The 22345-nt window shown below is 70.3% G+C and carries 24 protein-coding genes; 10 read left to right on the top strand and 14 right to left on the bottom strand.

Features of this window, described 5'->3' with window-relative positions:
- Positions 1 to 5 precede the first annotated feature (5 nt).
- Positions 6 to 536, top strand: coding sequence for a GNAT family N-acetyltransferase (locus tag E2C06_RS00770; protein WP_133286665.1), 531 nt, complete (start codon positions 6 to 8; stop codon positions 534 to 536).
- Between the two features lie 9 nt (positions 537 to 545).
- Here the strand turns inward: E2C06_RS00770 and E2C06_RS00765 are convergent, their stop codons facing one another.
- Complete coding sequence (locus E2C06_RS00765; protein WP_133286664.1) at positions 546 to 1526, bottom strand: Bug family tripartite tricarboxylate transporter substrate binding protein; 981 nt, start codon at positions 1524 to 1526, stop codon at positions 546 to 548.
- A gap of 275 nt (positions 1527 to 1801) precedes the next feature.
- On the opposite strand from E2C06_RS00765, the gene E2C06_RS00760 reads away from it, so the two are divergent.
- On the top strand, positions 1802 to 2986 hold the full coding sequence (locus tag E2C06_RS00760; protein ID WP_241671048.1) for a DUF3734 domain-containing protein: 1185 nt from the start codon (positions 1802 to 1804) through the stop codon (positions 2984 to 2986).
- Positions 2987 to 3005: 19 nt separating this feature from the next.
- Here the strand turns inward: E2C06_RS00760 and E2C06_RS00755 are convergent, their stop codons facing one another.
- Positions 3006 to 3638: an MlaC/ttg2D family ABC transporter substrate-binding protein gene (locus E2C06_RS00755; RefSeq protein ID WP_133286663.1), complete on the bottom strand. Its 633-nt coding sequence runs from the start codon at positions 3636 to 3638 to the stop codon at positions 3006 to 3008.
- A gap of 19 nt (positions 3639 to 3657) precedes the next feature.
- Positions 3658 to 4503 (bottom strand): MlaA family lipoprotein, encoded by an 846-nt coding sequence (locus E2C06_RS00750; RefSeq protein ID WP_133286662.1) that lies wholly within the window; start codon positions 4501 to 4503, stop codon positions 3658 to 3660.
- 190 nt (positions 4504 to 4693) lie between these two features.
- On the opposite strand from E2C06_RS00750, the gene metF reads away from it, so the two are divergent.
- Positions 4694 to 5674, top strand: coding sequence for a methylenetetrahydrofolate reductase [NAD(P)H] (gene metF / locus E2C06_RS00745; RefSeq protein WP_133286661.1), 981 nt, complete (start codon positions 4694 to 4696; stop codon positions 5672 to 5674).
- Here the strand turns inward: metF and E2C06_RS00740 are convergent.
- Complete coding sequence (locus E2C06_RS00740) at positions 5661 to 6626, bottom strand: Bug family tripartite tricarboxylate transporter substrate binding protein (protein ID WP_133286660.1); 966 nt, start codon at positions 6624 to 6626, stop codon at positions 5661 to 5663. The genes metF and E2C06_RS00740 overlap by 14 nt on opposite strands.
- A complete protein-coding gene (locus E2C06_RS00735; protein WP_133286659.1) occupies positions 6623 to 7594 on the bottom strand; it encodes a Bug family tripartite tricarboxylate transporter substrate binding protein in 972 nt (323 codons plus the stop codon). Before E2C06_RS00735 ends, E2C06_RS00740 begins: the two co-directional genes overlap by 4 nt.
- Before the next feature lie 116 nt (positions 7595 to 7710).
- Here E2C06_RS00735 and E2C06_RS00730 point away from each other — a divergent pair, with 116 nt between their 5' ends.
- A complete protein-coding gene (locus E2C06_RS00730; protein ID WP_133286658.1) occupies positions 7711 to 8511 on the top strand; it encodes a phytanoyl-CoA dioxygenase family protein in 801 nt (266 codons plus the stop codon).
- 93 nt (positions 8512 to 8604) lie between these two features.
- On the opposite strand, the gene E2C06_RS00725 is transcribed toward E2C06_RS00730, so the two are convergent.
- From E2C06_RS00725 to E2C06_RS00720, 4 genes are read right to left on the bottom strand one after another with little or no spacing between them, the layout of a single operon-like run.
- Entirely contained in the window at positions 8605 to 9246 is a 642-nt protein-coding gene (locus tag E2C06_RS00725) for a 2-hydroxychromene-2-carboxylate isomerase (RefSeq protein WP_133286657.1), read from the bottom strand.
- Positions 9243 to 9410, bottom strand: coding sequence for a hypothetical protein (locus E2C06_RS37270; RefSeq protein ID WP_165982133.1), 168 nt, complete (start codon positions 9408 to 9410; stop codon positions 9243 to 9245). Before E2C06_RS37270 ends, E2C06_RS00725 begins: the two co-directional genes overlap by 4 nt.
- Positions 9411 to 9436: 26 nt before the next feature.
- Positions 9437 to 9583: a hypothetical protein gene (locus E2C06_RS37265; protein WP_165982132.1), complete on the bottom strand. Its 147-nt coding sequence runs from the start codon at positions 9581 to 9583 to the stop codon at positions 9437 to 9439.
- Entirely contained in the window at positions 9574 to 10011 is a 438-nt protein-coding gene (locus E2C06_RS00720; protein ID WP_133286656.1) for a hypothetical protein, read from the bottom strand. Before E2C06_RS00720 ends, E2C06_RS37265 begins: the two co-directional genes overlap by 10 nt.
- A 201-nt stretch (positions 10012 to 10212) precedes the next feature.
- On the opposite strand from E2C06_RS00720, the gene E2C06_RS00715 reads away from it, so the two are divergent.
- The 3 genes from E2C06_RS00715 to E2C06_RS00705 are packed head-to-tail and all read left to right on the top strand — an operon-like array spanning position 10213 to position 13903.
- The gene (locus E2C06_RS00715) at positions 10213 to 10707 is read left to right on the top strand and encodes a pentapeptide repeat-containing protein (protein WP_241671047.1); all 495 of its coding nucleotides are present in this window, start codon (positions 10213 to 10215) and stop codon (positions 10705 to 10707) included.
- 8 nt (positions 10708 to 10715) lie between these two features.
- A complete protein-coding gene (locus E2C06_RS00710) occupies positions 10716 to 12935 on the top strand; it encodes an ATP-dependent helicase (RefSeq protein WP_370451393.1) in 2220 nt (739 codons plus the stop codon).
- Entirely contained in the window at positions 12935 to 13903 is a 969-nt protein-coding gene (locus E2C06_RS00705; RefSeq protein ID WP_133286654.1) for a 50S ribosomal protein L11 methyltransferase, read from the top strand. Before E2C06_RS00710 ends, E2C06_RS00705 begins: the two co-directional genes overlap by 1 nt.
- Here the strand turns inward: E2C06_RS00705 and E2C06_RS00700 are convergent.
- Both E2C06_RS00700 and E2C06_RS00695 read right to left on the bottom strand, forming a co-directional pair.
- A complete protein-coding gene (locus tag E2C06_RS00700; protein ID WP_165982131.1) occupies positions 13900 to 15093 on the bottom strand; it encodes an MFS transporter in 1194 nt (397 codons plus the stop codon). The two genes, E2C06_RS00705 and E2C06_RS00700, sit on opposite strands and share 4 nt — an antisense overlap.
- Positions 15094 to 15247: 154 nt before the next feature.
- A complete protein-coding gene (locus E2C06_RS00695) occupies positions 15248 to 15592 on the bottom strand; it encodes a DUF1127 domain-containing protein (RefSeq protein WP_133286652.1) in 345 nt (114 codons plus the stop codon).
- Positions 15593 to 15831: 239 nt separating this feature from the next.
- Here E2C06_RS00695 and E2C06_RS00690 point away from each other — a divergent pair, with 239 nt between their 5' ends.
- A complete protein-coding gene (locus E2C06_RS00690; protein ID WP_133286651.1) occupies positions 15832 to 17604 on the top strand; it encodes an aminopeptidase P family protein in 1773 nt (590 codons plus the stop codon).
- A 6-nt stretch (positions 17605 to 17610) separates the two neighbouring features.
- Here E2C06_RS00690 and E2C06_RS00685 read toward each other — a convergent pair whose 3' ends face one another.
- The 3 genes from E2C06_RS00685 to E2C06_RS37260 all read right to left on the bottom strand — a co-directional run bounded on the left by E2C06_RS00685 (position 17611) and on the right by E2C06_RS37260 (position 20187).
- On the bottom strand, positions 17611 to 18480 hold the full coding sequence (locus E2C06_RS00685) for an oxygenase MpaB family protein (RefSeq protein WP_133286650.1): 870 nt from the start codon (positions 18478 to 18480) through the stop codon (positions 17611 to 17613).
- Positions 18481 to 18592: 112 nt separating this feature from the next.
- Positions 18593 to 19678 (bottom strand): amidohydrolase family protein, encoded by a 1086-nt coding sequence (locus E2C06_RS00680; RefSeq protein ID WP_133286649.1) that lies wholly within the window; start codon positions 19676 to 19678, stop codon positions 18593 to 18595.
- 110 nt (positions 19679 to 19788) lie between these two features.
- On the bottom strand, positions 19789 to 20187 hold the full coding sequence (locus tag E2C06_RS37260; RefSeq protein WP_165982130.1) for a hypothetical protein: 399 nt from the start codon (positions 20185 to 20187) through the stop codon (positions 19789 to 19791).
- Positions 20188 to 20315: 128 nt separating this feature from the next.
- On the opposite strand from E2C06_RS37260, the gene E2C06_RS00670 reads away from it, so the two are divergent.
- Both E2C06_RS00670 and E2C06_RS00665 read left to right on the top strand, forming a co-directional pair.
- A complete protein-coding gene (locus E2C06_RS00670; protein ID WP_133286648.1) occupies positions 20316 to 20960 on the top strand; it encodes a tetratricopeptide repeat protein in 645 nt (214 codons plus the stop codon).
- Positions 20961 to 20974: 14 nt separating this feature from the next.
- A complete protein-coding gene (locus E2C06_RS00665) occupies positions 20975 to 22327 on the top strand; it encodes an outer membrane protein assembly factor BamB family protein (protein WP_241671046.1) in 1353 nt (450 codons plus the stop codon).
- Positions 22328 to 22345: the final 18 nt, after the last annotated feature.

Below are 22345 nucleotides of genomic sequence, written 5' to 3'. Positions count from 1 at the left end.
GAAGCATGCGGCTCGCGCCGACCGTCCCGCTGCCCGGGCGGCTGGTCCGCACCGAGCGTCTGACGCTGGTGCCGCCGGGCCGGGAGAACCTGCCAGACCTGATCCGGCTGAAGTCGGATCCAAGGGTCTTCGAGCTGATGCTGCACGGTGTCCGCTCGGAGGACCGCGTGCGCGACGAACTTGAGGACGATATCGAGTTCTGGCAGGTGAGGGGCTACGGCACCTGGTGCGTCTGGCTGACCGCGACCGGGGAGTTCCTCGGCATCGCCGGGCTGATGGAACGGCCGGATGGCCGTGGCGTGGCGATGCGCTTCGCACTCTGGCCGGAATGCCGCGGCAAGGGCTATGCGCGGGAAGCGGCGAAGGCCGGCCTCGATTTCGGCCATCGCGCCGGGCTGAAGCGCATCATCGCCGTCGCCTGGGTGGAGAACCTGGCATCCCGCACCGTCTTGCAGGATATCGGCATGGTCGAATGCGATGCCTTCCTTTATCGGGATCGCCGGATGATCGTCTACGAGAGCCGCCGCACGGCTTGATCCTTTCGGTCAGGGCTGCAGGCGAACGCCGGTCTGCTCGACGATCTTCCGGTACGTCTCGTATTCCCGCATCATGAAGGCGCGCGCCGCGGCCAGATCGTTCGGCCCTTCCGGCGGCTCGTGCCCCGCGGTCAGCATCCGGTCGCGCACGATCGGCTCCATCAAGGTCTGCTGCAGTGCCCGATTCAGCGTCTCCGCCACCCGCAATGGCAGGCCAGCCGGGGCGATGAGCAGGAAGTAGCCGCCATTGTCGAAGCCGGGCACGCCGAGCTCCCCGAGCGTCGGGATATCCGGGTAGAGCGGGAAACGCCGGTCGCCGACCATAGCGATGCCGCGGATCTTGCCGTCGCGCATCAGCGGCGTGGCGGAGGCGAGGGCGGCGATGCCGAATTGCGATTCCCCCGTCATGATCGACTGCACCATCTGCGCGCCGCTGCGATAGGGCACGTGGACGTAGCGCGTGCCGAAGGCCTGTGCGAGCATCTCTGCACGCAGGTGCAGTACGCCGCCGACGCCGGAGCTCGCATAGGTCAGCTGGTCCGGCGCGGCACGGCGCAGCGTCTCCAGCACCTCCGCCGGCGTGCGGCCGGGCAGGCTCTCGGTCACCACCAGCACGCCGGGCGGCGTGCTGACGATGCCGATATGGGTGAAGTCGGTCACCGGATCGTAGCGCGTGCCGCCGATCATCGCCGCCGGCGCGGCAGCCGAGGCACCGGTCTCCGTCACCATGATGGTATAGCCGTCCGCCGGCTGGCGTTTCAGCCATTCGGTGGCGATGACCCCGGCCGCGCCCGGCCGGTTGTCCACCAGCATCCGCGCCTCCGGCCCCAGATAAGACGGCATTCGGTCGGCGAGGATACGGGCGGCGATGTCGGTGCTGCCGCCGGGCGCGTAACCGGTTACCAGCGTGATCGGGCGGTCGGGAAAGGCACCCGCAGCAGCCGGCAATAGGGCGGCGAGCAGGGTGAGGGCGAGGCTCCGTCGGCGCATGGCGATTCTCCTCCCGGTGATCGTGCTTGGCCTCAGCAGAGCATCCCGGCGTCGCGGCTGGAAGCTTTTCGACGCGGTACGGTGCCATCCGCATTGTCCTTGCCGCCAGCTGCGGCGGGACCGCGGCGGCCGGCCAAAGCTGGAAGTGGCGCAGTCGCGGGCAGCGGCACCTGTCTCGCGGTCTCGCGGCTGCGGTGGCGCGTGGCTTACCGGAGTGTTGCATGTGCCGAGCCGGTCGGTGGCGCTAAACCCCCTCGACCGCTGAAGGAGTCTTCATGCCGATCTCGACGCCCCCCGCGCCGCCACGTACCGCCAGCTACGACAAGAAGGTGTCCCTGGTCCTGCAGGGCGGCGGCGCGCTCGGCAGCTACCAGGCCGGGGTCTACGAAGCATTGTCCGGGTCCGATTATCTGCCCGACTGGGTGGCCGGCATCTCTATCGGCGCCATCAATGCCGCGATCATCGCCGGCAACCCACCTGGCGAGCGCGTGGCTAAACTACGGCAGTTCTGGGAAGGCATCACCGCGCCGGCGAGTACCCTGGCGGGATGCTGGCAGGGCGCGCTCGCAGCCGGCTGGGTGGATTACCGCCAACTCGGCGCCGCCAGTGCCCTGCTGCTCGGCCAGCCCGGCTTCTTCGCGCCGCGGCAGGCGATGGACTGGCTGCTCGGGCCCGAGCCGGTCAGCTACTACGACACCGCCGCGCTGAAGGGGACGCTGGAGGCCCTTGTGGATTTCGACCGGATCAATGCGAAGCAGATGCGCTTCAGCGTCGGCGCGGTGAATGTGCGCACCGGCAACTTTGCCTATTTCGACAATGCCGAGATCACCATCCGGCCGGAGCACGTCATGGCCAGCGGCGCCCTGCCGCCGGGCTTCCCGGCCATCGAGATCGACGGCGAGCACTACTGGGACGGCGGACTGGTCTCCAACACGCCGCTGCAATACGTGCTGGAATACATCCCCCGCCGCAGCCGCCTGACCTTCCAAGTGGATGTCTTCCCCTCCCGCGGGGCGCTGCCGACCACCTTGGCGGAGGTCGCCGAGCGCGACAAGGACATCCGCTATTCCAGCCGCACCCGCGCCGTGACCGACATGCTGCGCAACGCGCATGACGTCCGGCACAACATCAACGCGCTGTTCGAGATGCTGCCGGACGCGCTGCGAGCAACCCCGGAAGCGCAATTCCTCTATGCCTATGGCTGCGTCACCACCATGGACATCGTCCAGCTGATCTACCGGCCGGACCAGCCGCAGGGCCAGGCCAAGGACTACGAGTTCAGCCGCCGTACCATGGAGGAGCGCTGGGCCGCCGGGCGAGCCGATGCTGCCGCCGCGCTGGTTGCCTCACCCTGGCTGGCGCCGATGCCGGCCGAGATCGGCGCCCGCACCTTCGACCTCCATGCGCCGGCGGCAGCGCCCGCGTCGCGTATCGGGCAGGTGCCGCGCGACGCGGCGTGAGGCGGCCGGCAGCCGACCCTTAACGCGCGCCCTGTTCCCGGGCCGCGAGCTGCTGGATCTGGCGCTTCATCGCCGCCAGCAGTGCGGCGACTGAGCCATTGTTCTGCTGGATGACCGAGGAATACTCGCTGCGCTGGGTGAGCCGCAGCGAGGTGCCCTCGGCGATCACGTCCACCACCTTGGGCTGACCGCCGACCTCGCCAACCCGCCAGTCGAGGGCGAAGGGCGCGCTGTTCGGCCGCTCGATGATGGTGTTGACCAGTACGTCGTCTTCGGTCCGCTGCTGGCTGCGGCCGAGCGAGAAGCGCACGCCCTGGTATTCGCCGAAACGGGCCGAAAGGTTGCGGATCAGCGTCTCCTCGAACAGCTTCACGTATTCCGCCTGCTCCTGCGGCGTTGCCTGGCGCCACCAGCGGCCGAGGATGAAGCGGCCGACGCCCTCGATGTCCACCGCTTTCCGCAGCACCGCGGCGACCTTCAGCCGGCGCGCGGCGACATCGGCGCGCGTGTCGTTGATGGCGGCCACCAGGTCCTGGCCGGTGGTCTGGATGAAGCTGGCGGCGCGGCCGATATCCTGCTGCGCCAGGGCGCGGCCGGCAAAGGGCAGGCCGAGGCCGGCGCCCAGCAGCATGCGGCGGGGAAATGCGGTCATTCTGGTCTCTCCAGGTCGGTCAGCGCGGCAGCGGGGTGCCCGGCGGCGGCGGCTTGATACCGGTACCGACACCAAAGCCGGTGCCGCCGGCTGCGGACGGCGCCGTGTTGTCGTTGGCGTTGCGGATCTCGGCGTTGCGGCGCTGGCGATAAGCGCTCCGCAACGTCGCGTAGGGATCGAGCGACTCGCTGTTGACGATGTCGATCACCTCGATGAGCGATTCGCGGGTATCGACCACGCTCATGCCGGCGCGGGTGCCGGTCAGCACGTCGACCGTGACACCCTGGCCGACCCAGGTCAGCGGGTCGCTGGCAATGCCCAGGCCAAACCCGGTCAGGTCGCGTGGATTGGATGGACCGAGGACCGGGATGAACAGATAGGCCCCCTCGCCGACACCCCAGACCGCCAGGGTCTGTCCGTAATCCTCGCTATGGCCCTTGACCCCGAATTGATTGCCGGCAACGTCGAAGATGCCTCCAAGACCTAACGTGGTGTTGATCAGGAATCGGCCGAGCGTGTCGCCAGCGCGACGGGGCTCGCCCTGCAGCATGTCGTTCGCCAGGATGACCGGCGTTCTGAGATTGCCGAGCACGTTGCGGATCCCGGTGCGGATCGGCGGCGGCACGACATCGCGATAGGCAACCGCAACGGGACGCAGGACCAATCGGTCAATTCCCTGGTGCACCGCGAACATGCTCCGGTTGAAGGGCTCGATCGGGTCGTTGGTTTGCTTAAACTCGGCGACCTCTTCGGGATCGTTCGGATCGGGACGAGTGGCGCAGCCAGCCAGAATCGCCAGCGCCATCAGCGCGACGGTGCAGCGGGACACGCTGGTACGAGACCGGGATCTGATGGTCAGGCGCATTGGCGGCGGAGCCCTTTTGCGTTAATATAACGCAATCAATTGCCACGGTGAACCGCGGAAGGTTGGTCAACCTCCCGCCATTCGCCGTGATCACGACGGCCATTATGGCGGTTGGTGTTTTGCTGCAACGCCACAAACTGTATCGGGTGCCCCGCTTGCGAAGACGTTGATTGGTGGCTTAGGGAAAATCATGGACCAGACCTTCACCGAGCCGGCCGACCGGCGCCGTCCCGAGGCCACGCGCGGCACGCTGCAGCGCTGGCTGACCGGCCCGCGCGTCGACGGCCTGCCGCAACTCGCGGCCCTGCCGGCACCGGCGCTGTCCTTCGAGTTCTTCCCGCCGAAGACCGATGCGCTGGAATCCCAGCTCTGGTCCTGCATCCGGCGGCTGGAGCCCCTGGCGCCGCGTTTCGTCTCGGTCACCTATGGCGCCGGCGGGACCACCCAGGCGCGGACGCATGCGACCCTCTCGAGGATCGTGCAGGAGACCTCGCTGACCCCGGCGGCGCACCTGACCTGCGTCGGTGCCTCCCGCGGGGAGGTCGACGACGTGGCCCGGGCCTATTGGACGGCCGGCGTGCGGCACATCGTGGCGCTGCGCGGCGACCCGCCGGCCGGGGCCGAGCGCTACGAGGCGCATCCGGAGGGCTATGCCTATGCCGCCGACCTGGTTGCCGGCCTGACCCGCGTCGCGCCCTTCGAGATCAGCGTCGCCGCCTACCCCGAGGTCCACCCGACCGCGCTGTCGGCCGACCATGACCTCGACAACCTGAAGCGGAAGATCGATGCCGGGGCGACTCGGGCGATTACCCAGTACTTCTTCGACAGCGACGTCTTTCTCCGCTTCCTCGACCGTTGCTTGGCGGCCGGCATTACCATGCCGATCGTACCCGGCATCATGCCGGTCTCGAATTTCACCCAGATGAAGAAATTTTCCGCCATGTGCGGCGCCGGGGTGCCGGATTGGATGGGCCGGCTGTTCGAGGGCCTGGAGGACGACGTCGAGACCCGCCGCATGGTGGCGGCCGTGGTCGCGGCCGAGCAGGTGCGGCTGCTGCAGGCCAATGGCGTGGACGAGTTCCACTTCTACACGCTGAACCGGCCCGACCTGGTCTTTGCCATCGCCCATATCCTGGGTGCACGGCCGCGGGCCGCGGCTAGTCCGGCCTGAGGCCCTCGATCCGGTAAAGCTCAGCGACGGCGGCGGTATGCGCGGCCGTGGCGGCGCCGAGTTCGGCCGGCATGCTGCCCACCGGTTTCATTCCCAGCGTCTCCAGCCGGCTCCGCACCTCGGGATCGGCCAGGGCGGCCACCACCGCGTCGCGCAGCCGGGCGATGGCCTCGGTCGGGGTGCCTGCGGGGGCCCATAGGTTGGCGGTCTCCATCTTTTGGAAGCCCGGGAAGCCCTGCTCGGCAATGGTCGGAATCTCGGGCAATGTCGGCATCCGCTCGAGCGAGGAGACGCCAAGCGCGCGAAGCCGCCCCTCCCGCACCAGAGGCACCGCCTGCGGCAGGGTGGAGAAGCCGAAATCGGTGTCTCCCCCCATCACCCCGGCGATCGACTGGCTGCCGCCGCGATAGGGGACATGGGCGGCAGTGGCCCCGGCCCGGCGCAGTAGCGCCAAGCCGGTGGTATGCGGCCCGCCCATGATGCCGGAGGAAAAGTAGGTCAGCTTGCCCGGATTCTCCCGCGCCATGTCCAGCAGCTGCGCCAGACTGCGCGCGGGGTGGTCGGCCCGCGCCACCAGCAGCATCGGTGCCGAGACCATCTGCGAGATCGGCGCGAAGGCGGTCAGCGGGTTGTAGCTCAGGCCGAGCATCGTCAGCGCATTGGTGGTCAAGCTGAGCCCGTCGGCCAGGATGGTGTAGCCGTCCGGCGCGGCGCGCGATGCCTCAGCCGCGCCGATCGAGCCGGTGGCGCCGCCGCGGTTGTCGAGCACCAGCGGCTGGCCGAGGACGCGCCCCATGACAACCGAGACGAGGCGAGTCGGCGTATCGACGCCGCCACCGGCCGGCCAGGCGACCACCACGCGGATCGGCCGGGTCGGGTAGCCGGCCTCGGCACCGGCGCCGCGGGGCAGGGCGGCGACGCCGAGCAGCGCCAGGGTGCCGCGGCGGGTCATTCGACCTTGATTCCCTCGGCCAGGATCAGCGCTCCCATGCGGGCTCGCTGGTCGTTAAAGAAGGCGATGAACTCGGCCGGGCTGCTGCCGACCGGGATCATGCCGATCTCGCCCAGGCGCTTCACTGCATTCGGGTCGCGCATGCCTGCCTGCGCCGCCTCCGCCAACCGGGCGATGATCGGTGCCGGTGTCCCGGCCGGAGCGTAGAAGCCGAGCCAGTCCGCGACGTCGAAATCCGGGAAACCCTGTTCCTGTACCGTCGGGATGCCCGGCAGGTTGGGCAGGCGTTGGGCGATGCTGACGGCCAGGCCGCGCAATCGGCCCTCATGGATCAGCGGCGTCGCCGAGGGCAGGGTGGAAAAGACGAATTCGGCGTCCCCTGCCAGGATGCCTGCGATCGAGGCGGCGCCGCCGCGATAGGAGACATGGTTGGCGGTCACCCCGGCCCGCCGCAGCAGCAGCGCCGGCGCCAGATGCGTCGCCGTGCCGACGCCGGAGGAAGCATAGGGGATCTGCCCCGGCGCCGCCCGCAGCCGCTCGATGAGCGCCGGCAGGGTTTGGGAGGGGTGGTCTGCCCGCACCACGCAGACCAGCGGCGAGCGGACCATCTGGCTGATCGGCGTCAACTGCTTAGCGAAGTCGTAGGGCAGGCTCGGGATCAGCAGGTGGTTGACCGAACCGCCGGCGGTATCGGCCAGCGTGGTGTAGCCGTCGGGGGCCGCCTGGGCGACGACCCCGGCGCCGACCGAACCGCTGGCGCCGGCGCGGTTCTCCAGCACCAGTGGCTGGCCGAGCACCTGCTGCATCGCCGGCGCGGCCAGCCGCATCGGGATATCGGCGCCGCCGCCGGGCGGCCAGGAGATCACCACTCGAACCGGGCGGCTGGGCCAATCGGGTTGCGCCCGCGCGGAAAAAGGTGCGGCGAGGGCGGCAGCGACGAGGGGGCGTCGGCCGAACCGTTGGGTCATGCGTTCCTCCGTGGTCTTTGTCGCATCCTGCCCCGCCCTGTCAGCTGCGGGAAAGCCTTTGGTCCGCCGCCGCCGCGGCCTAGGATGCGGCAAACGTCCAGGAAGGGAGAAGGACGATGCGCCTGTCAGACGACCAGGTTCGCCAATTCCAGGAAGAAGGCTGGCTGTTCCTGCCGGAGACCTTCTCGGCCGAGGAAGTCGCCGCGCTGCGCGAGGAGGCCGAGGCGATCTACGCCGCCAACCGCCCGGAGATCTGGCGCGAGAAATCCGGTGCGCCGCGCACTGCCTTCGCTGCGCATACCTACAACGAGGCCTTCCGCCTGCTCGGCGCGCATCCGCGGCTGATCGAGCCGATCGAGCAGCTCTTCGGCGAGCAGCTCTACATGCATCAGTTCAAGATCAACGCGAAGGCGGCCTTCACCGGCGATGTCTGGCAGTGGCACCAGGATTACGGCACCTGGCTGCGCGACGACGGGATGCCGGAGCCGCGCGCCATGAACATCGCGGTCTTCCTCGACGAGGTGATGCCGATCAATGGCCCGCTGATGCTGATCCCGCGCAGCCAGGCGCATGGCAACCTGCAGGCGGGGCACGACCTCAGCACCACGTCCTATCCGCTGTGGACATTGGACGACGCGGTGGTGACGGAGCTGGTGCAGGAGGGCGGGATCGTCGCGCCGACCGGCAAGCCGGGCGGTGTGCTGATGTTCCATGGCAACCTGGTGCATGGCTCGGCGCCGAACATCACGCCCTATCCGCGGAAGATCGTATACCTGACGCTGAATGCGGTCTCCAACCACATCCGCAAGCCGACCAGGCCCGACTGGATCGCGCATCAGGATTTCACGCCTATTCTGCCGGTGCCGGACGATGCACTCACCCAGTATGCCCGGCGCTACAGGCAGGCGGCGGAATAGGCGCTGCCGCGGCGGGCCGAACCTTCGGGGCCGCCCGCCGCGATCCCGTGTCCTGTCGCGCCTGCAGGCGTTTCCGCGCTTCGGCGATCTGCTTCAACGCCGGCGCTCGACGGCGGCGGGGATGCTGGCGAGGCGTGCCATTTCTCCGCCATCGAAAAGGCCGGGACAGGCGAGATAGGCCTCGGCCATGGGCATGGCGTCGGAGCCCCAGAAAATCTCTCCGCCGATCCGCAGCGTCGGCACGCCGAAGATGCCGGCCGCCGTCGCCGCCTCGGTCGTGGCGCGCAGCGCCGTCCTGGCGTCCTGCGCCGCGACCAGCTCTTCATAGTCGGCCACGCCCAGCCGCTCGCAGAGTGCGGCGAATTCCTGCGGCTCGCCGGGATCGCGCCCTTCCTGCCAGATGAAGGCGAAGGCCGTCCGCACCGCGGCGGGCGTGGCGCCGAGCGCGGTCAGCAGCCGCTGCACCTCCAGCGAGCGGAAGGGATGGCGCGGCGGGTAGCGCAGCGGCAGGCCGGCCCGGTCGGCGCAGAACTGGCTGAGCCGATAGGTGTGCAGCCGCTTCGGCGGCAGTTCCGCCGGGCCGACGCTGCCCCAATGTGCCAGCACCGCGCCGAGCACCACCGGCGCCAGGATAACCGGCTGCCGCGCCGACATAGCCTCGATCGCCGGCAGGGCGATCCAGGCGAAGGGGGAGATCGTGTCGAAATACCAGGTGATGGTGGCCCTGCCGGTCATGCGCCGCCTCCTTCGTCCAGCAGCCGGGCATAGACCGGCCGCAGCAGCAAGAGCGAGAGGAACATGGGCACCTCGCCGAGCGCGAGGAACAGCGGCACGCCGGGATCCGCCGCAGCCGGCAGCACCGCCAGAAACAGCGCCCGGCTGTGGTTGCCCGCCAGCATCCCGGCCGCGAGCGCGAGATTGCGCCTCAGCCGCCGCAGCGCCAGCGCATTGAGACGAAATTGCCTGCCATGGCCAGAGCCACGCAGCCCGGCACGCAGAGCGGATCGGCGATCAGGCGGACCTGAACGCCGTCTATTCCGCCGAAGGCGGAGACAACCAGGATCAGCACCATGCTTCCGTCCAGCACCGTCCGGGCCCGACCGCGCCGGTCCCAATACCGCGCGCAGCCCTCAGGGCCAGGAGCGCCGGCAGTCCGACGATCGCCAGCAGCCGCAGCATCAGGCCGGGAAGGACAATGGTCAGCTCGAGCCCGAGCAGCCCGAGCGCCAACGATGGCGCGGTGAAGGGCATCGGCAGCATGGTCAGCACCGAGACGACCAGGCGGATCTCCGCATCCAGTCCGACCAGCCGGGCGGAGGCAGGGGCGGATACCGGCGCACAGGCCGCCGCCCCGAGCACCATCCCGGCGCCGAGCGGCCCGTCCAGCCCGACCGCCCCGGTGGCCACGAAGGCGACCAGCACCCAGGTGGCCAGGCCCAGCACCAGCAGCGGCCGCCGGAACCAGGCGAACACCGACGCCGGGTCGATGCGCAGCACCACCAGAATTATCAGCAGGGCGACGGCAGGCGTGACCAGCGGCCGCTGGCCGCGGCCAGCGGCGCGCAGGCGATGCCGGCGAATATGCTCGCCGCCAGCAATGCAATGCCATGCCGCGCGGACCAGGCGAGGGCGCGAAGAAGGTGGGGCAGGGGACCGCCGGGACGGTTGGAGGAGTTCGCTTCCCGTTCTATATCGGCCGGTGTGCGCACACCATTCCTGCTCCTCCCCCTGCTGCTCCTGCATCTTGCCCCGGTCCAGGCGGCGCAATGCGCCGCGCAGCCGGCGCCCGGCATCGACTGGCGGCGCTGCCTGCTGGAGGCGCGCGACCTGCGGAATGTTGACCTGACCGGGGCGGTGCTGCGGGACGCCTCGCTGTCGAACAGCGACCTGCGCGGCGCCACGCTGCGCGGCGTGGTGGGCTACACGGCCCGCTTCGTCGCGGCCGACCTCCGCGGCGCCGACCTGACTGAGGCGGAGCTGCTACGGGCCGACATGACGCGCGCCAACCTGTCCGGGGCCCGGCTGGTCGGGGCCGATCTGCGCCGCATTCGCTTCTTCCGCGCCGACCTGCGCGGCGCCGACCTCACCGCCGCGCGGCTCGAGGGTGCTGACCTGCTGCATGCCCAACTCGAGGGCGCGCGCTGGATCGATGGGACCCGGCTCTGCGCCGCCGGCTCGGTAGGGGCCTGCCGATGAGCGGCGGGATGGAGGCATCGCCCGCCGGCGGTGCCGCGCCCGACTATCTCGCCCGGCTGAATGCGGAGCAGCGAGAGGCGGTCGAGTCGCTGGATGGCCCGCTGCTGGTCCTGGCCGGCGCCGGCACCGGCAAGACCCGGGTGCTGACCACCCGTTTTGCGCATCTGCTGATGACGCAGCGCGCCTTCCCCGGCCAGGTGCTCTCGGTCACCTTCACCAACAAGGCGGCGCGGGAGATGCGGGAACGCGTCTCGGCGATCCTCGGCCGCCCGGCTGAGGGGCTCTGGCTCGGCACCTTCCACGCGCTCTGCGCCCGCATGCTCCGTCGGCATGCCGAGCTGGTCGGGCTGACCAGCGGCTTCACCATCCTCGACACCGACGACCAGATGCGCCTGCTGAAGCAGGTCATGGACGCGGCGGGGATCGACCTGAAGCGCTGGCCAGCGCAGGGGTTGATGGCGCAGGTGCAGCGCTGGAAGGATCGCGGCATCGCGCCGGACCGCGTGACGCCGGCCGAGGACACCGACTATGCCGGCGGCCGCGCGCGGGCGCTCTATGCTGCCTACCAATCCCGGCTGCGCGACCTGAACTGCGCCGATTTCGGCGACCTGATGCTGCACATGGTGGAGATTCTGCGCGGCCATCCGGAGGTGCTGGCCGACTGGCACCGCCGCTTCCGCTACATTCTGGTGGACGAATACCAGGACACCAACCTGGTGCAGTATCTCTGGCTGCGGCTGCTGGCCCAAGGCCACAGGAACATCTGCTGCGTCGGCGACGACGACCAGTCGATCTATTCCTGGCGCGGCGCCGAGATCGAGAACATCCTGCGCTTCGAAAAGGACTTCCCGAATGCCCGGGTGGTGCGGCTCGAGAGCAATTATCGCTCCACCAAGCCGATCCTCGGCGCCGCCAGCGGGCTGATCGCGCACAATAGCGGGCGGCTCGGCAAGACCCTGCGGACCGGCCGCAACGATGCCGACGGCGACAAGGTGCGGGTCGTCTCGCTCTGGGACTCCGAGGAGGAGGCCCGCATGGTCGGCGAGCGGATCGAGGCGGCGCAGCGCAGCGGCCATAAGCTGGCCGAGATCGCCATCCTGGTTCGCGCCGGCTTCCAGACCCGCGCCTTCGAGGAGCGGCTGATCACCCTCGGCGTGCCCTACCGCGTCGTCGGCGGGCTGAAATTCTACGAGCGCGCCGAGATCCGCGACGCCATGGCCTACCTGCGCGTGCTGGCCCAGCCGGCCGACGACCTGGCCTTCGAGCGCATCGTCAATACGCCGAAGCGCGGCCTCGGCGACACCGCGATGCGGAAGATGCACGAGATCGCCCGGGCCGAGCGCATCCCGCTGACCATGGCTGCGGCCAAGCTCGTGCAGGGCGGCGGCTTGGCGGGGAAGGCCAAGATGGCTTTGTCCGAGCTGCTGCACGGCTTCGCCCGCTGGCGCGAGGGCCTGCCGCGCGAGGGCCATGTGGTGGTCGCCGCGACGCTGCTCGACGAGAGCGGCTATACCGACATGTGGAAGCACGACAAGTCGCCCGAGGCGCCTGGCCGGCTCGACAACCTGAAGGAGTTCATCCGTGCCCTCGGCGAGTTCGAGACCCTGGCCGGCTTCCTGGAACACGTCGCCCTGGTGATGGAGACTGACGAGAATTCCAACGGCGACCGGCTGTCGCTGATGACGCTGCATGCCGCCAAGGGCCTGGAGTTCGACATGGTTTTCCTGCCGGGCTGGGAGGAAGGCCTCTTCCCGCATAGCCGGGCGATGGAGGAGGGCGGCGAGAAGGGGCTCGAGGAGGAGCGGCGTCTTGCCTATGTGGGCCTGACCCGCGCCCGCAAGCAGGCCATCGTCAGCGCTGCCGCCAATCGGCGCATCTACGGCAATTGGTCGAGTTCCATCCCCTCCCGCTTCCTCGACGAGTTGCCGGCCGAGCATGTCCAGCGCGAGGGCAGCACCGGCATGGCGCGCAACCGCGTGGTGGACATGCCCTCCGTTTTCACCGGCGCAGGCGGGCTGATGGCCCGCAAGCCCCGCACCATCGAGGCCGGGGCCTGGGAAGTGCAGGCACGACCGGCGCATGCCGAGCCGCTGCAGGTCGGTGACCGCGTGTTCCACAAGAAATTCGGCTATGGCACGGTCACCTCCGTCGACGATAACCGGGTCGACGTGGATTTCGAGAAGTCCGACCCCAAGCGGGTGATGGACAGCTTCCTGGAGCGTGCCTGATGCAGCCGTCCGAGGAGCGCGGCGCCAGAGGCAGTGAGGCTCCGGATCGGCCATCCAGCGCCGGCCACGAATGGCCGACCTCGCTGTCCCGCCGCCGGGCGGAGCCGCTGGAACTGCTTTCCGTCGATGGCCTGCCGGAGGAAGCAGTCCCGAGCTTCGAGGCGGCACTGCAGACCGTCTGCGTCACCGTCGCTTACTTCCGCGACGAGCCAACTGATACCTGGCGGGTCGAGGGTGTGCGCGAGGCCGGCTGGGGCGACGACCAGCTGGCCGGCGCCCTCGCGCTCGCCGCTGCGGTCGGCGGGATCGAGCCACCGGCGCTGCAGGTCGGCCGGATCGAGGCCGAGGGCTGGCTGGCCCGCACCATCGAGAGCTTTGCGGAGTTCCCGATCGGGCGCTTCCTGATCCGGCCGACCCACGTGCCGAACCCGGTGGCCTATGGCCGCACCGTACTGCGGCTCGATGCTGGACTGGCCTTCGGCAGCGGCGAGCATGCCTCGACGCAGGGGTGCCTGATGGCCTTCGAGGCGATTGCCCATCGCAAGCCACGGCGGGTGCTCGATCTCGGCACCGGCTCGGCTATCCTGGCGCTGGCCGCGGCGAAGCGGTTGCACTGCCCGGTGCTGGCGACCGATATCGAGCCATGGTCGGTCCGCGTCGCCACTGAGAATGCCGCGCTGAACGGCATGCGGCGCTTCGTCGCGGCGCGGCTGGCGGATGGCTGGCGGCACCGGGCGGTGAGGGGCGGGTGCTACGATCTTGTCTTCGCCAATATCCTGGCGCGGCCGCTCTGTGCCATGGCGCGTGACCTCGCTGCGCATCTGACGCCACGCGGCACGGCGATCCTGGCGGGGCTGCTCGGCACCCAGGCGCGTATGGTGTTGGCGGCGCATCTGCGGCAGGGGCTCTGGCTTGAACGCCGGATCAATGTCGGCCCCTGGACCACGCTGGTGCTGCGGCGCGCCTAAGCGGCGGCGACCCGCGGCGCACGCACCATCCAGTTCATCACGCTGGCCGCGATCCCGACCGCGATCATCACCGGCCAGAAGGCCTGGTAGTTGCCCGCCGTCTCCAGCAGCACCGCCCCGGCCGCGGCGCCGAGGAAGCCGCCGACCTGGTGGCTGAGGAAGCAGACACCGTAGAGCGCGCCGAGGTCCGCCACGCCGAAGCGCCGCGAGATCGCCGCGCTGGTCAGCGGAATGCTGCCCAGCCAGACGAAGCCCATCACCGCGGCGAAGACGATCGTGCCGGCATAGCTCGGCGTGGTGAAGGCGAAGCAGGCGATCGCCACCGTGCGCACCGCATAGATGATGGCCAGCGCGCGCTCCGGCTGCATGAAGTTGCTGACCCGGCCGCAAAGCCAGCTTCCCGGGATGTTGAACAGCCCGACCGTCATCAGCGCCATCGCCCCCAGCCCCGCCGGCAGGCCGCAAATGGTCAGGTGGCTTGGCAGGTGCATGGTCAGGAAGGCGAGCTGGAAGCCGCAGGCGAAGAAGCCGGCGGTCAGCAGCGCGAAGCCGCGGTCGGCCAGCGCCTGCTGCGCGAGCGCGGGCAGGCCGGCCAGGCCGGTCGCCTGCCGGCCCGGTGACTGCTTCGGTGCTTGCCATTCGACCGCGCGCGAGATCGGCAGGATGACCAGCAGGCTGATCCCCAGCATGCCGAGGGTGGCTATGGCGCCGACCCCGCCGATCAGGCTCTGCGCGAGCGGCACCATCGCCGCCTGGCCGAGCGAGCCGCCGGCCGAGGCCAAGCCGATCATCTCGCCGCGACGCTCCGGCGGCACTGCCCGGCCGACCGCCGCGAGCGCCGCACCTGTGCCGCAGCAGGAGACGCCCATGCCGGTCAGCATTCCGATGCCGATGAGGATTGCCGGAGCCGTGGTCCAGAGCGCCGGAAGGCCGACACCTGCGGCCAGCAGCAGCGCACCCGTCGCCATCACCCGGCCGGCACCGTAGCGGTCGGCCAATGAGCCGGTGACCGGCTGGGAAAGACCCCAGACCAAGTTATGAATGGCGACCGCGGTGCCGAGCACGGCGGGCGAGATGCCAGCCTCGGCCGAGAGCGGCAGCAGGAAGAGGCCAAAGGTCTGCCGCATCCCCAACGCCAGGCTGATGGACGCGGCAGCGGCGGCGACGGTGGTCCAGATGGCGGGGCGCATCCCGGCATGAGACGGGAGCGCCACCGGTGCAACAAGCGCGCATGACGCCGACCCTGCCATGCTGAACGGCGATGCCTCGGACCCCGGGGCCTGCATCGCCCCCGTATCGTCATCGAAGCTTGGAGCTGGCGTCGCCGCCGGCCCCCTTGCGGTGTCAGGCCGCCTGCTGCGCCCCGATGCGAGCAGGGCGCCGCGTTGGCGCCGTCTCCGCCACAGGTTCGGACGCGTCGACTACGCGGCCGATATCGCCGCGGGACAGGCCGATATCGGCCAGTTCGCGGTCGGTGAGGGAGCCGAGCTCGGCGCGGAGGCGGGCGCGCTCGACCCAGCCGAACAGCGCATCGCCGAGACGGGCGAGCAACTGGGTGGCGCCGCGCAGCAGGCCGGCGCGATAGGCCTCGCTGGCCGCCAGGCGCAGCGCCATGGCGCGTTCCCGCTCCGCGGAGAAGGTGGCGGAGACGAGGTAGGCGGATTCCGCCTGAGTAAGACGGGCGTCCATTCTTTGGGTGTCCTAAAGCTGTCCTGCCGGGGAGGCCCGGCGCCGTGGGCGGCCGATCGCCGCCTTCGCAGGTGCAACATAGGTACGGAAACGCAGCGGAACGCGCGCGAAAGCGGCAGCGGAGCCATGTGTGGAGAACATGGATCGCTGTGAATACGCGCATTTTTGGTTCATCTTCGCCGACCTTCCACCCGCCGCCGAATCCGGCAAGACTCGCCGTACCCGGGAAGGAGCCCCTGATGACACCCGCCGAACGCCTTGCCGCGCTGCGCGCCGCACTCCGCCAGGCCGGCGTGGAAGGTTTCCTCATTCCCCGCGCCGACGAGCATCTCGGCGAATACGTCCCTCCCTCCGGCGAGCGGCTGGCCTGGCTGACCGGCTTCACCGGCAGCGCCGGGCTGGCCGTGGTGCTGAACGACCGCGCCGCGCTCTTCACCGATGGCCGCTACACAACGCAGGCACAGCAGCAGCTCGACCCCGCGCTCTGGGAACTGCGGCACATCACCGAACAGCCCGCGGCCGATTGGCTGAAGGAACACGCCGCCGGCCGCCGCATCGGCTACGATCCCTGGCTGCACCCGGAAGCCGCGTTGAAGCGACTGGAGCCGGCCGGGGTCACCCTGGTGCCGCTGCCGACGAACCCGTTGGATTCGATCTGGACCGAGCGTCCCGCGCCGCCCATGGCTGCCGCCATGCCGCATCCCCTGGAGCAGGCCGGCATCGGCGCGGCGGACAAGCGCGCCGCAGCTGCGAAGGCGCTGCGGGATGCAGGCGAGGATGCCGCCGTGCTGGCCGACAGTCACTCGCTCGCCTGGCTGTTCAACATCCGTGGCGGCGACCTGGCGCATACGCCACTCGCCCTCGGCTTCGGCCTGCTGCGGGCGGATGCTTCGGCCGAACTCTTCATGGATCCCGGCAAGGTCCCGGCCGGGACCCGCGCGCATCTCGGCAACCAGGTCACGGTGCAGCCGCGGGGCGCCCTGCCGGCGGCGCTGCAGACGCTGGCCGGCAAGACCGTGCGGGTGGACCCGGAGGCGACCCCGGCCTGGTTTGCCGAAACGCTGCGTGCCGCTGGCGCCCACGTCATGGCCGGCGACGACCCTGTCCGCCTGCCGCGCGCCTGCAAGAATCCGGTGGAGCAGGAGGGCGCGCGGGCCGCGCACCGGCGCGACGCGGTGGCGCTGGCCCGTTTCCTCGCTTGGTTCGCCACCGCCGCGCCGGCCGGCCGGCAGACCGAGATGAGCGCCGCCGAGCGGCTGCTGGCCTTCCGGCGCGAGGTGCCGCTGTTCCGGGCCGAAAGCTTCCCCGCCATCAGCGGCGCCGGCGAGCATGGCGCCGTCATCCACTACCGCGCGACGGATGAAAGCGACCGGCCAATCGGCGCCGAGGAATGCTACCTGATCGACAGCGGCGGCCAGTTCCTCGACGGTACCACCGACGTCACCCGCACCCTCTGGACCGGGCCCGGGCCGGCCCCGAGGGGCCTGCGGGACCGCTATACGCGGGTGCTGCAGGGCCACATCGCGCTGGCAACGCTGCGCTTCCCGAAGGGTGTCGCCGGGCCGCACCTCGACGCCTTCGCCCGGCGCGCGCTGTGGGAGGTCGGGCTCGACTACGACCATGGTACCGGCCATGGCGTCGGCAGCTTCCTTTCCGTGCACGAAGGGCCGGCAGCCTTCAGCCGGGCCGCCAAGCCGGTGCCGCTGGCGCCGGGCATGATCCTCTCGGACGAGCCGGGCTACTACCTGCCCGGGCATTACGGCATCCGAATCGAGAACCTGCTGCTGGTACGGGATGCGGAAGCGCGCCCGGACCAGGTAAAGCCCTTCCTGGAATTCGAGACGTTGACCCTCGCGCCCTATGACCGGGCGCTGGTGGAGGCCGGCCTGCTCACCCCGGCGGAGCGCGCCTGGATCGATGCCTACCAGGCCCGGGTCCTGGCCGAGGTTGCGCCGCATTGCGACCCGGCGACGGCGGCCTGGCTGCGGGCGGCCTGCGCGCCGCTCAGCTGACCTGCCCTAGCTGAAGGCCCAGCGGATCGTCCGCGCCACGCCGAGCGTGCCGGCGCGCAGCAGTGGCCGGGCAGGGGGTGGTGGCAGCCCGTGCATCCGTCGCGCCCAGTCCGGCAGCAGGTCGAGCCCGGCCTGCTGGGTGAGCTGCTGCAGCGGCTCCTGCCAGGTGGTCTCCGCCCGGCGGGTCAGCAGGATGCGGGCGACCTCCCGCGTGCGGTCATCCACCCGCAGCTTTGGCCGCATGGCGCGCAGGATCGCCCGCGCCTCCGCCCGGCTGCGCGGCAGCGGGTCGGCGCCGAGCGCCGCGCCGACCATAGCCATCTCGGCGAAGTAGCGGTCGCGGTCGGGCCCCGGCATGTCCGGCTCGGCATAGCGGATCCAGGCCTCGAGGAAGGTGGTCGCCTCCGTCACATGCACCCAGGACAGCAATTCGGGATCGTTGGCCGCATAGGGCGTGCCGTCCGGCAGGGTGCCGCGGACATGACCATGGATGCGGCGTACCCGGTCGATCACCGCCTCCGCTTCCGCGCGGCTGCCGTAGGTGGTCAGGGCGATGAAGCGGGCGGTACGGCGCAGCCTGCCGGCCAGGTCGTTGCGGAATTGGGAATGGTCCCAGACCCCGGCCAGCACTGCGGGATAGAGCATCTGCAGCATCAGCCCGGCGATGCCGCCCACCATCATGGAGGCGACATCGCCATGCACCCGCCAGGCAACCGAGTTCGGGCCGAAGAGCCCGTCCGGGCGGCGCGCGACCGGACGCTCGCCACGGGCCTGGTCGTTGAAGAGGGAGACGATCCGGCCGGCGATCGCCCGCTTCAAGGGGCGGGCGAGGGCGGCTGCGGGAGTCGTCGGGAAGGCGGGGGCGGGATAGGCCATCAGCCTGGCCCGCCCGTCGAATGCATATATGTCGTCACCCGACAGAGGTGGCGTCACTTGCGCCTGGGTCAACGTCAGGTCGACGCGACGGCCAGGCCGGCGCGGGGCCGGATCAGGCCTTGATCTTCAGCACCTTTGCCGCCGTCCGGCCGAGTATGTCGAGCTTCTGCTCATCGCTCAGCGTCTTGGTGGCGAAGATGTGGTCGACCGGGTTCAGCTCCCACGGGTAGGGGTAGTCGCTGCCCAGCATGACCTGGCTGGCCCCCACCACTGCCGTCAGGTGGCGCAGCGCCTCCGGGGTGAAGACCAGGCTGTCGAAGTACATCTGCTTCAGGTAGTCGGACGGCTTCTTCTTCAGCTTGATGTTCGGGTCGCAGCCGCCCGGATTGACTAGGCAGGCATGGTCCTGCCGGTCGGCATAGTGCGGCAGCCAGCCGCCGCCATGCGCACTGATGATCTTCAGGTTGGGGAATCTGTCGAGCGTGCCTTCGAAGATCAGCTTCGAGAGGGTGATGGTGGTCTCGGTCGGATAGGCCACAGCATTGGTGAGCCAGCCATTGCCGGCGAGCTGCTTGCTGAGTTCAGGCACGCCTTGCGGGTGGAAGAACAGCGCCGCCCCCAGCTCCTCGGCCTTGGCCCAGACCGGGTGGAAGCGCGGGTCGGCAAAGGGCGTGCCGTTGAAGTTGGTGCCGACCGCCGCACCCTTCAGCCCTTGTTGCTTCACCGCCGTCTCGAGTTCCTGCACCGCGAGCTGCGGGTCCTGCAGGGTCAGCGAGCAGAAGCCGGCAAAGCGATCGGGATGGGCGGCACAAAGCTCGGCCATCTTGGTGTTGTTGATCTTGACGATCTGCGCGGCGACGTCGCGCTCGCGCCCGTACCAGAACGGGTTCACCGAGAGGACTTCCATGTCCACCTTCTGGGCGTCCATGGCGGCGAAGCGGGTAGCGACGTCGATCGGCGCCTCGGTCCCGCCGCGCACGGTGTTCACCAGGATCGAGCGGTTGTTGTCGATCAGTGGCAGGACGTCGAGGAAGACGCAATGCGCGTGCACGTCGATGGTCTTGACCTTCTTGCCGTTCACGGCGACGGCCTGGCGCCTGGTGGCGCCCGCGGCATGCGCGGACTCGAGCAGCCCGCAGCTGCAAAAGGCGACGCCGGTCGCGGCCGCAGCGCCCAGGAATCCCCTGCGTGACGTCATCGGATGTTTCCCCCTCGGATCTTCGTTTGCAGCAAGCCTCGCGCGAAAGGCACAGCCGCGCAAACCGGAAAACATGCTGCGACGCGGTGCTGCACCGGCGGCGGATGACATCACCACAGCCCGGGCCAGCGCCGCGTCCGGTGCGCCTCCTGCTCGGCGGTCAGCGCCGCGCGGCCATCGGCGACGCCAACGGGCAACGGCAAGGCGAGAGGTGGTGCGCGCCAGCAATCCACTCGCCCGAGCGAGCGGGTGCAGTAGGCCGGCGGGGTCGGCGGCGGCTCCGGCACCCGGCAATAGGCTTGCCCCTGGTCCAGCCGCACGGCGGAGCAGTCCCGCCCAGAAATCGCCGAGACCACGGCATCCGGCACGGTGCGCCCGATCACCATGACGCTCCCGAGATTGGCTGCGGCCAGCCCGCCGGTCACCGAGGCATCGCAGCCCAACAGGAGGGCCGGCAAGAGGCAAAGGCCCAGCAGGGGCCCGGGGCGGGAAAGGCAGCGGGAGGGCATCCGCCCATCCTGGGCGCTGCGGGCTTAACGCCCCGCCAAGGGACTGCTATGCAGCGCGGCCCCGTTGCCGGTCTGCAGCGAGGCTTCGCCACCACGATGCAGCGCGGCCCTGCCGCAAGGATCACCGCGTGCCCGATATCTTCGACGAGGTCGAGGAGGACCTCCGCGCCGAGCGGATGAAACGCCTGCTCGCGCGTTACGGCGGGCTGCTGACCGGCGCCGCGCTGCTGGTCGTCGCCGGGGTCGCCGGCCTGCAGGGCTGGCGCTGGTACGAGGCGCAGGGCGCCGGCAAGGCAGCGGATTCCTACCTGGCCGCCGGGCGCGCCGCGACCGAGCCGAATGCCGACCTGAGATCCGTCGCCAGCCGCTACGAAGCCGTGGCGGCCGAGGCCCCGGGCGGCTATCGTACGCTTTCCCGGCTGCGCGCCGCGGCCTTGAAGGCCGAAGCCGGCGACACGGCCGGCGCTCTCGCCGACTGGGATGCAATCGCCCGCGACAGCGGCACCGACCCGCTTTACCGCGACCTGGCAAACCTGCTCTGGGGGCTGCACTCCGTCGATTCCGGCGATCCAGCGGCGGTCGAGGCGCGGGTGGCGCCGCTGCTGCAGGGGCCATGGCGGGCATCGGCAGAGGAAGTCCGGGCGCTGGCCGCAATGAAGCGCAACGACACCGATGCCGCGAAGCGGATCCTCACGGCGCTCTCGACCGATCCGCTGGCGCCGCAGGGCGTGCGCGACCGGGCCGGGCGGCTGCTGGCGGGCCTGGGCGGCTGATGCGAGGAGATTCCATGCGGCGCTTCACCCGTCGGGCCACCCTCCTGGGCGGCGCCGGCCTGCTCGCCGGCTGCGAGTCGATCACCGACACCTTCGACAATTGGTTCGGTGAGCGGAAGGTCCCGCTCAAGGGCGACCGCAAGCCTGTCCTGACCGCCGACCGCGCGCTCGGCGTGGACCCGAACGAGACCCGCCCGGTGGCCCTGCCGCCGGCCACGGCCGTGGCGGAATGGCCGCAGGCCGGCGGGGTGCCCAGCCATGCGGCCGGCCATCCGGCGCTCGGCAGCGGGCTGCGGCAGGTCTGGAGCACCTCGATCGGCACCGGCGCGGGCTACCGTCGCCGCCTGGTCTCGCCGCCGCTCGTGGCCAACGGGCTGGTCTTCGCTGCCGATGCCTATGGCGAGGTCACCGCACTGGATGCCGCGACCGGGCGCGAGCGCTGGTCCTTCGACACGCGACCCAAGAAGGAACGCGACGGTGCGCTCGGCGCCGGCTTGGCCTTCGACGCGGGCATCCTCTACGTCGTGACCGGCCTGGCCGAGGCGATGGCCTTCGATGCCGCGACCGGCAAGCTCGGCTGGCGGGCGCCTTTGCCGGCCCCGGCCCGTGGCGCGCCGACCGTGGCCGGCGGGCGGATTTTTGTACTGACCACCGAAAATCACCTGTTGTCGCTCTCCATCACCGATGGCGCGCGGCAATGGACCTATCGGGGCCAACCGACTACCACCATGGTGCTCGGCCTGCCGGCGCCGGCGGTCGAAGGCGAGACGGTGGTGGCCGGTTTCGCGTCCGGAGAACTGGCCGCGCTGCGCACCCAGGACGGCAGGCTGATCTGGAGCGAGACACTTTCCTCCGCCCGCGGCGGCGGGCTGGCGGATATTGCCGCCATCACAGCCATGCCGGTGATCGACCGCAACCGGGTCATCGCCGCGGGGCTGGGCGGGCTGGCGATCGCCATCGACCTCCGCTCCGGCCGCCGACTTTGGGAGCGCGACGTCGCGGTGGGCGAGACGCCCTGGGCGGCGGGGGAATGGATCTTCCTGGTGACCACCGGCGGCGACCTGGCCTGCCTCGGCCGGGAGGACGGGCGGGTCCGCTGGATCACCCCGCTCGGCCGCTACCAGAACCCGGAGAAGCGCCGCGACCCTTATATTTGGGGGCCGCCGACGCTGGCTGGCGGCCGGCTGCTGGTCGCCAACAGCCTCGGCCGGATGGTCGAGGTCGACCCGCTGACCGGCGAGAAGGCCAGCGAAATCAAGCTGCCGGCCAGCACGACGCTGGCGCCGGCGCTGGCAGGCGGGATGCTCTACCTGTTGACCGACGGTGGCGACGTGGTGGCGATGCGCGGCAACACGCCGGGGACCTGATCCCCAGGCGAGCCTGCT

The sequence above is a fragment of the Dankookia rubra genome (genome assembly GCF_004355005.1).
Classification (GTDB): Bacteria; Pseudomonadota; Alphaproteobacteria; order Acetobacterales; family Acetobacteraceae; genus Paracraurococcus; species Paracraurococcus ruber_A.
This window is presented reverse-complemented; position numbering and strand designations above follow the sequence as displayed.

Excerpts from the sequence above, each read along its gene's own strand:
- E2C06_RS00710 (WP_370451393.1), top strand. The coding sequence starts at position 10,716 with ATGGAGGCATCGCCCGCCGGCGGTGCCGCGCCCGACTATCTCGCCCGG.
- E2C06_RS00760 (WP_241671048.1), top strand. The coding sequence starts at position 1,802 with ATGCCGATCTCGACGCCCCCCGCGCCGCCACGTACCGCCAGCTACGAC.
- E2C06_RS37270 (WP_165982133.1), bottom strand. The coding sequence starts at position 9,410 with ATGCTGGCGGGCAACCACAGCCGGGCGCTGTTTCTGGCGGTGCTGCCG.
- E2C06_RS00765 (WP_133286664.1), bottom strand. The coding sequence starts at position 1,526 with ATGCGCCGACGGAGCCTCGCCCTCACCCTGCTCGCCGCCCTATTGCCG.
- E2C06_RS00770 (WP_133286665.1), top strand. The coding sequence starts at position 6 with ATGCGGCTCGCGCCGACCGTCCCGCTGCCCGGGCGGCTGGTCCGCACC.
- E2C06_RS00725 (WP_133286657.1), bottom strand. The coding sequence starts at position 9,246 with ATGACCGGCAGGGCCACCATCACCTGGTATTTCGACACGATCTCCCCC.
- E2C06_RS00690 (WP_133286651.1), top strand. The coding sequence starts at position 15,832 with ATGACACCCGCCGAACGCCTTGCCGCGCTGCGCGCCGCACTCCGCCAG.
- E2C06_RS37265 (WP_165982132.1), bottom strand. The coding sequence starts at position 9,583 with ATGGTGCTGATCCTGGTTGTCTCCGCCTTCGGCGGAATAGACGGCGTT.
- E2C06_RS00665 (WP_241671046.1), top strand. The coding sequence starts at position 20,975 with ATGCGGCGCTTCACCCGTCGGGCCACCCTCCTGGGCGGCGCCGGCCTG.
- metF (WP_133286661.1), top strand. The coding sequence starts at position 4,694 with ATGGACCAGACCTTCACCGAGCCGGCCGACCGGCGCCGTCCCGAGGCC.
- E2C06_RS00685 (WP_133286650.1), bottom strand. The coding sequence starts at position 18,480 with ATGGCCTATCCCGCCCCCGCCTTCCCGACGACTCCCGCAGCCGCCCTC.
- E2C06_RS00740 (WP_133286660.1), bottom strand. The coding sequence starts at position 6,626 with ATGACCCGCCGCGGCACCCTGGCGCTGCTCGGCGTCGCCGCCCTGCCC.
- E2C06_RS00700 (WP_165982131.1), bottom strand. The coding sequence starts at position 15,093 with ATGCGCCCCGCCATCTGGACCACCGTCGCCGCCGCTGCCGCGTCCATC.
- E2C06_RS00735 (WP_133286659.1), bottom strand. The coding sequence starts at position 7,594 with ATGACCCAACGGTTCGGCCGACGCCCCCTCGTCGCTGCCGCCCTCGCC.
- E2C06_RS00705 (WP_133286654.1), top strand. The coding sequence starts at position 12,935 with ATGCAGCCGTCCGAGGAGCGCGGCGCCAGAGGCAGTGAGGCTCCGGAT.
- E2C06_RS00755 (WP_133286663.1), bottom strand. The coding sequence starts at position 3,638 with ATGACCGCATTTCCCCGCCGCATGCTGCTGGGCGCCGGCCTCGGCCTG.
- E2C06_RS00730 (WP_133286658.1), top strand. The coding sequence starts at position 7,711 with ATGCGCCTGTCAGACGACCAGGTTCGCCAATTCCAGGAAGAAGGCTGG.
- E2C06_RS37260 (WP_165982130.1), bottom strand. The coding sequence starts at position 20,187 with ATGCCCTCCCGCTGCCTTTCCCGCCCCGGGCCCCTGCTGGGCCTTTGC.
- E2C06_RS00680 (WP_133286649.1), bottom strand. The coding sequence starts at position 19,678 with ATGACGTCACGCAGGGGATTCCTGGGCGCTGCGGCCGCGACCGGCGTC.
- E2C06_RS00750 (WP_133286662.1), bottom strand. The coding sequence starts at position 4,503 with ATGCGCCTGACCATCAGATCCCGGTCTCGTACCAGCGTGTCCCGCTGC.
- E2C06_RS00695 (WP_133286652.1), bottom strand. The coding sequence starts at position 15,592 with ATGGACGCCCGTCTTACTCAGGCGGAATCCGCCTACCTCGTCTCCGCC.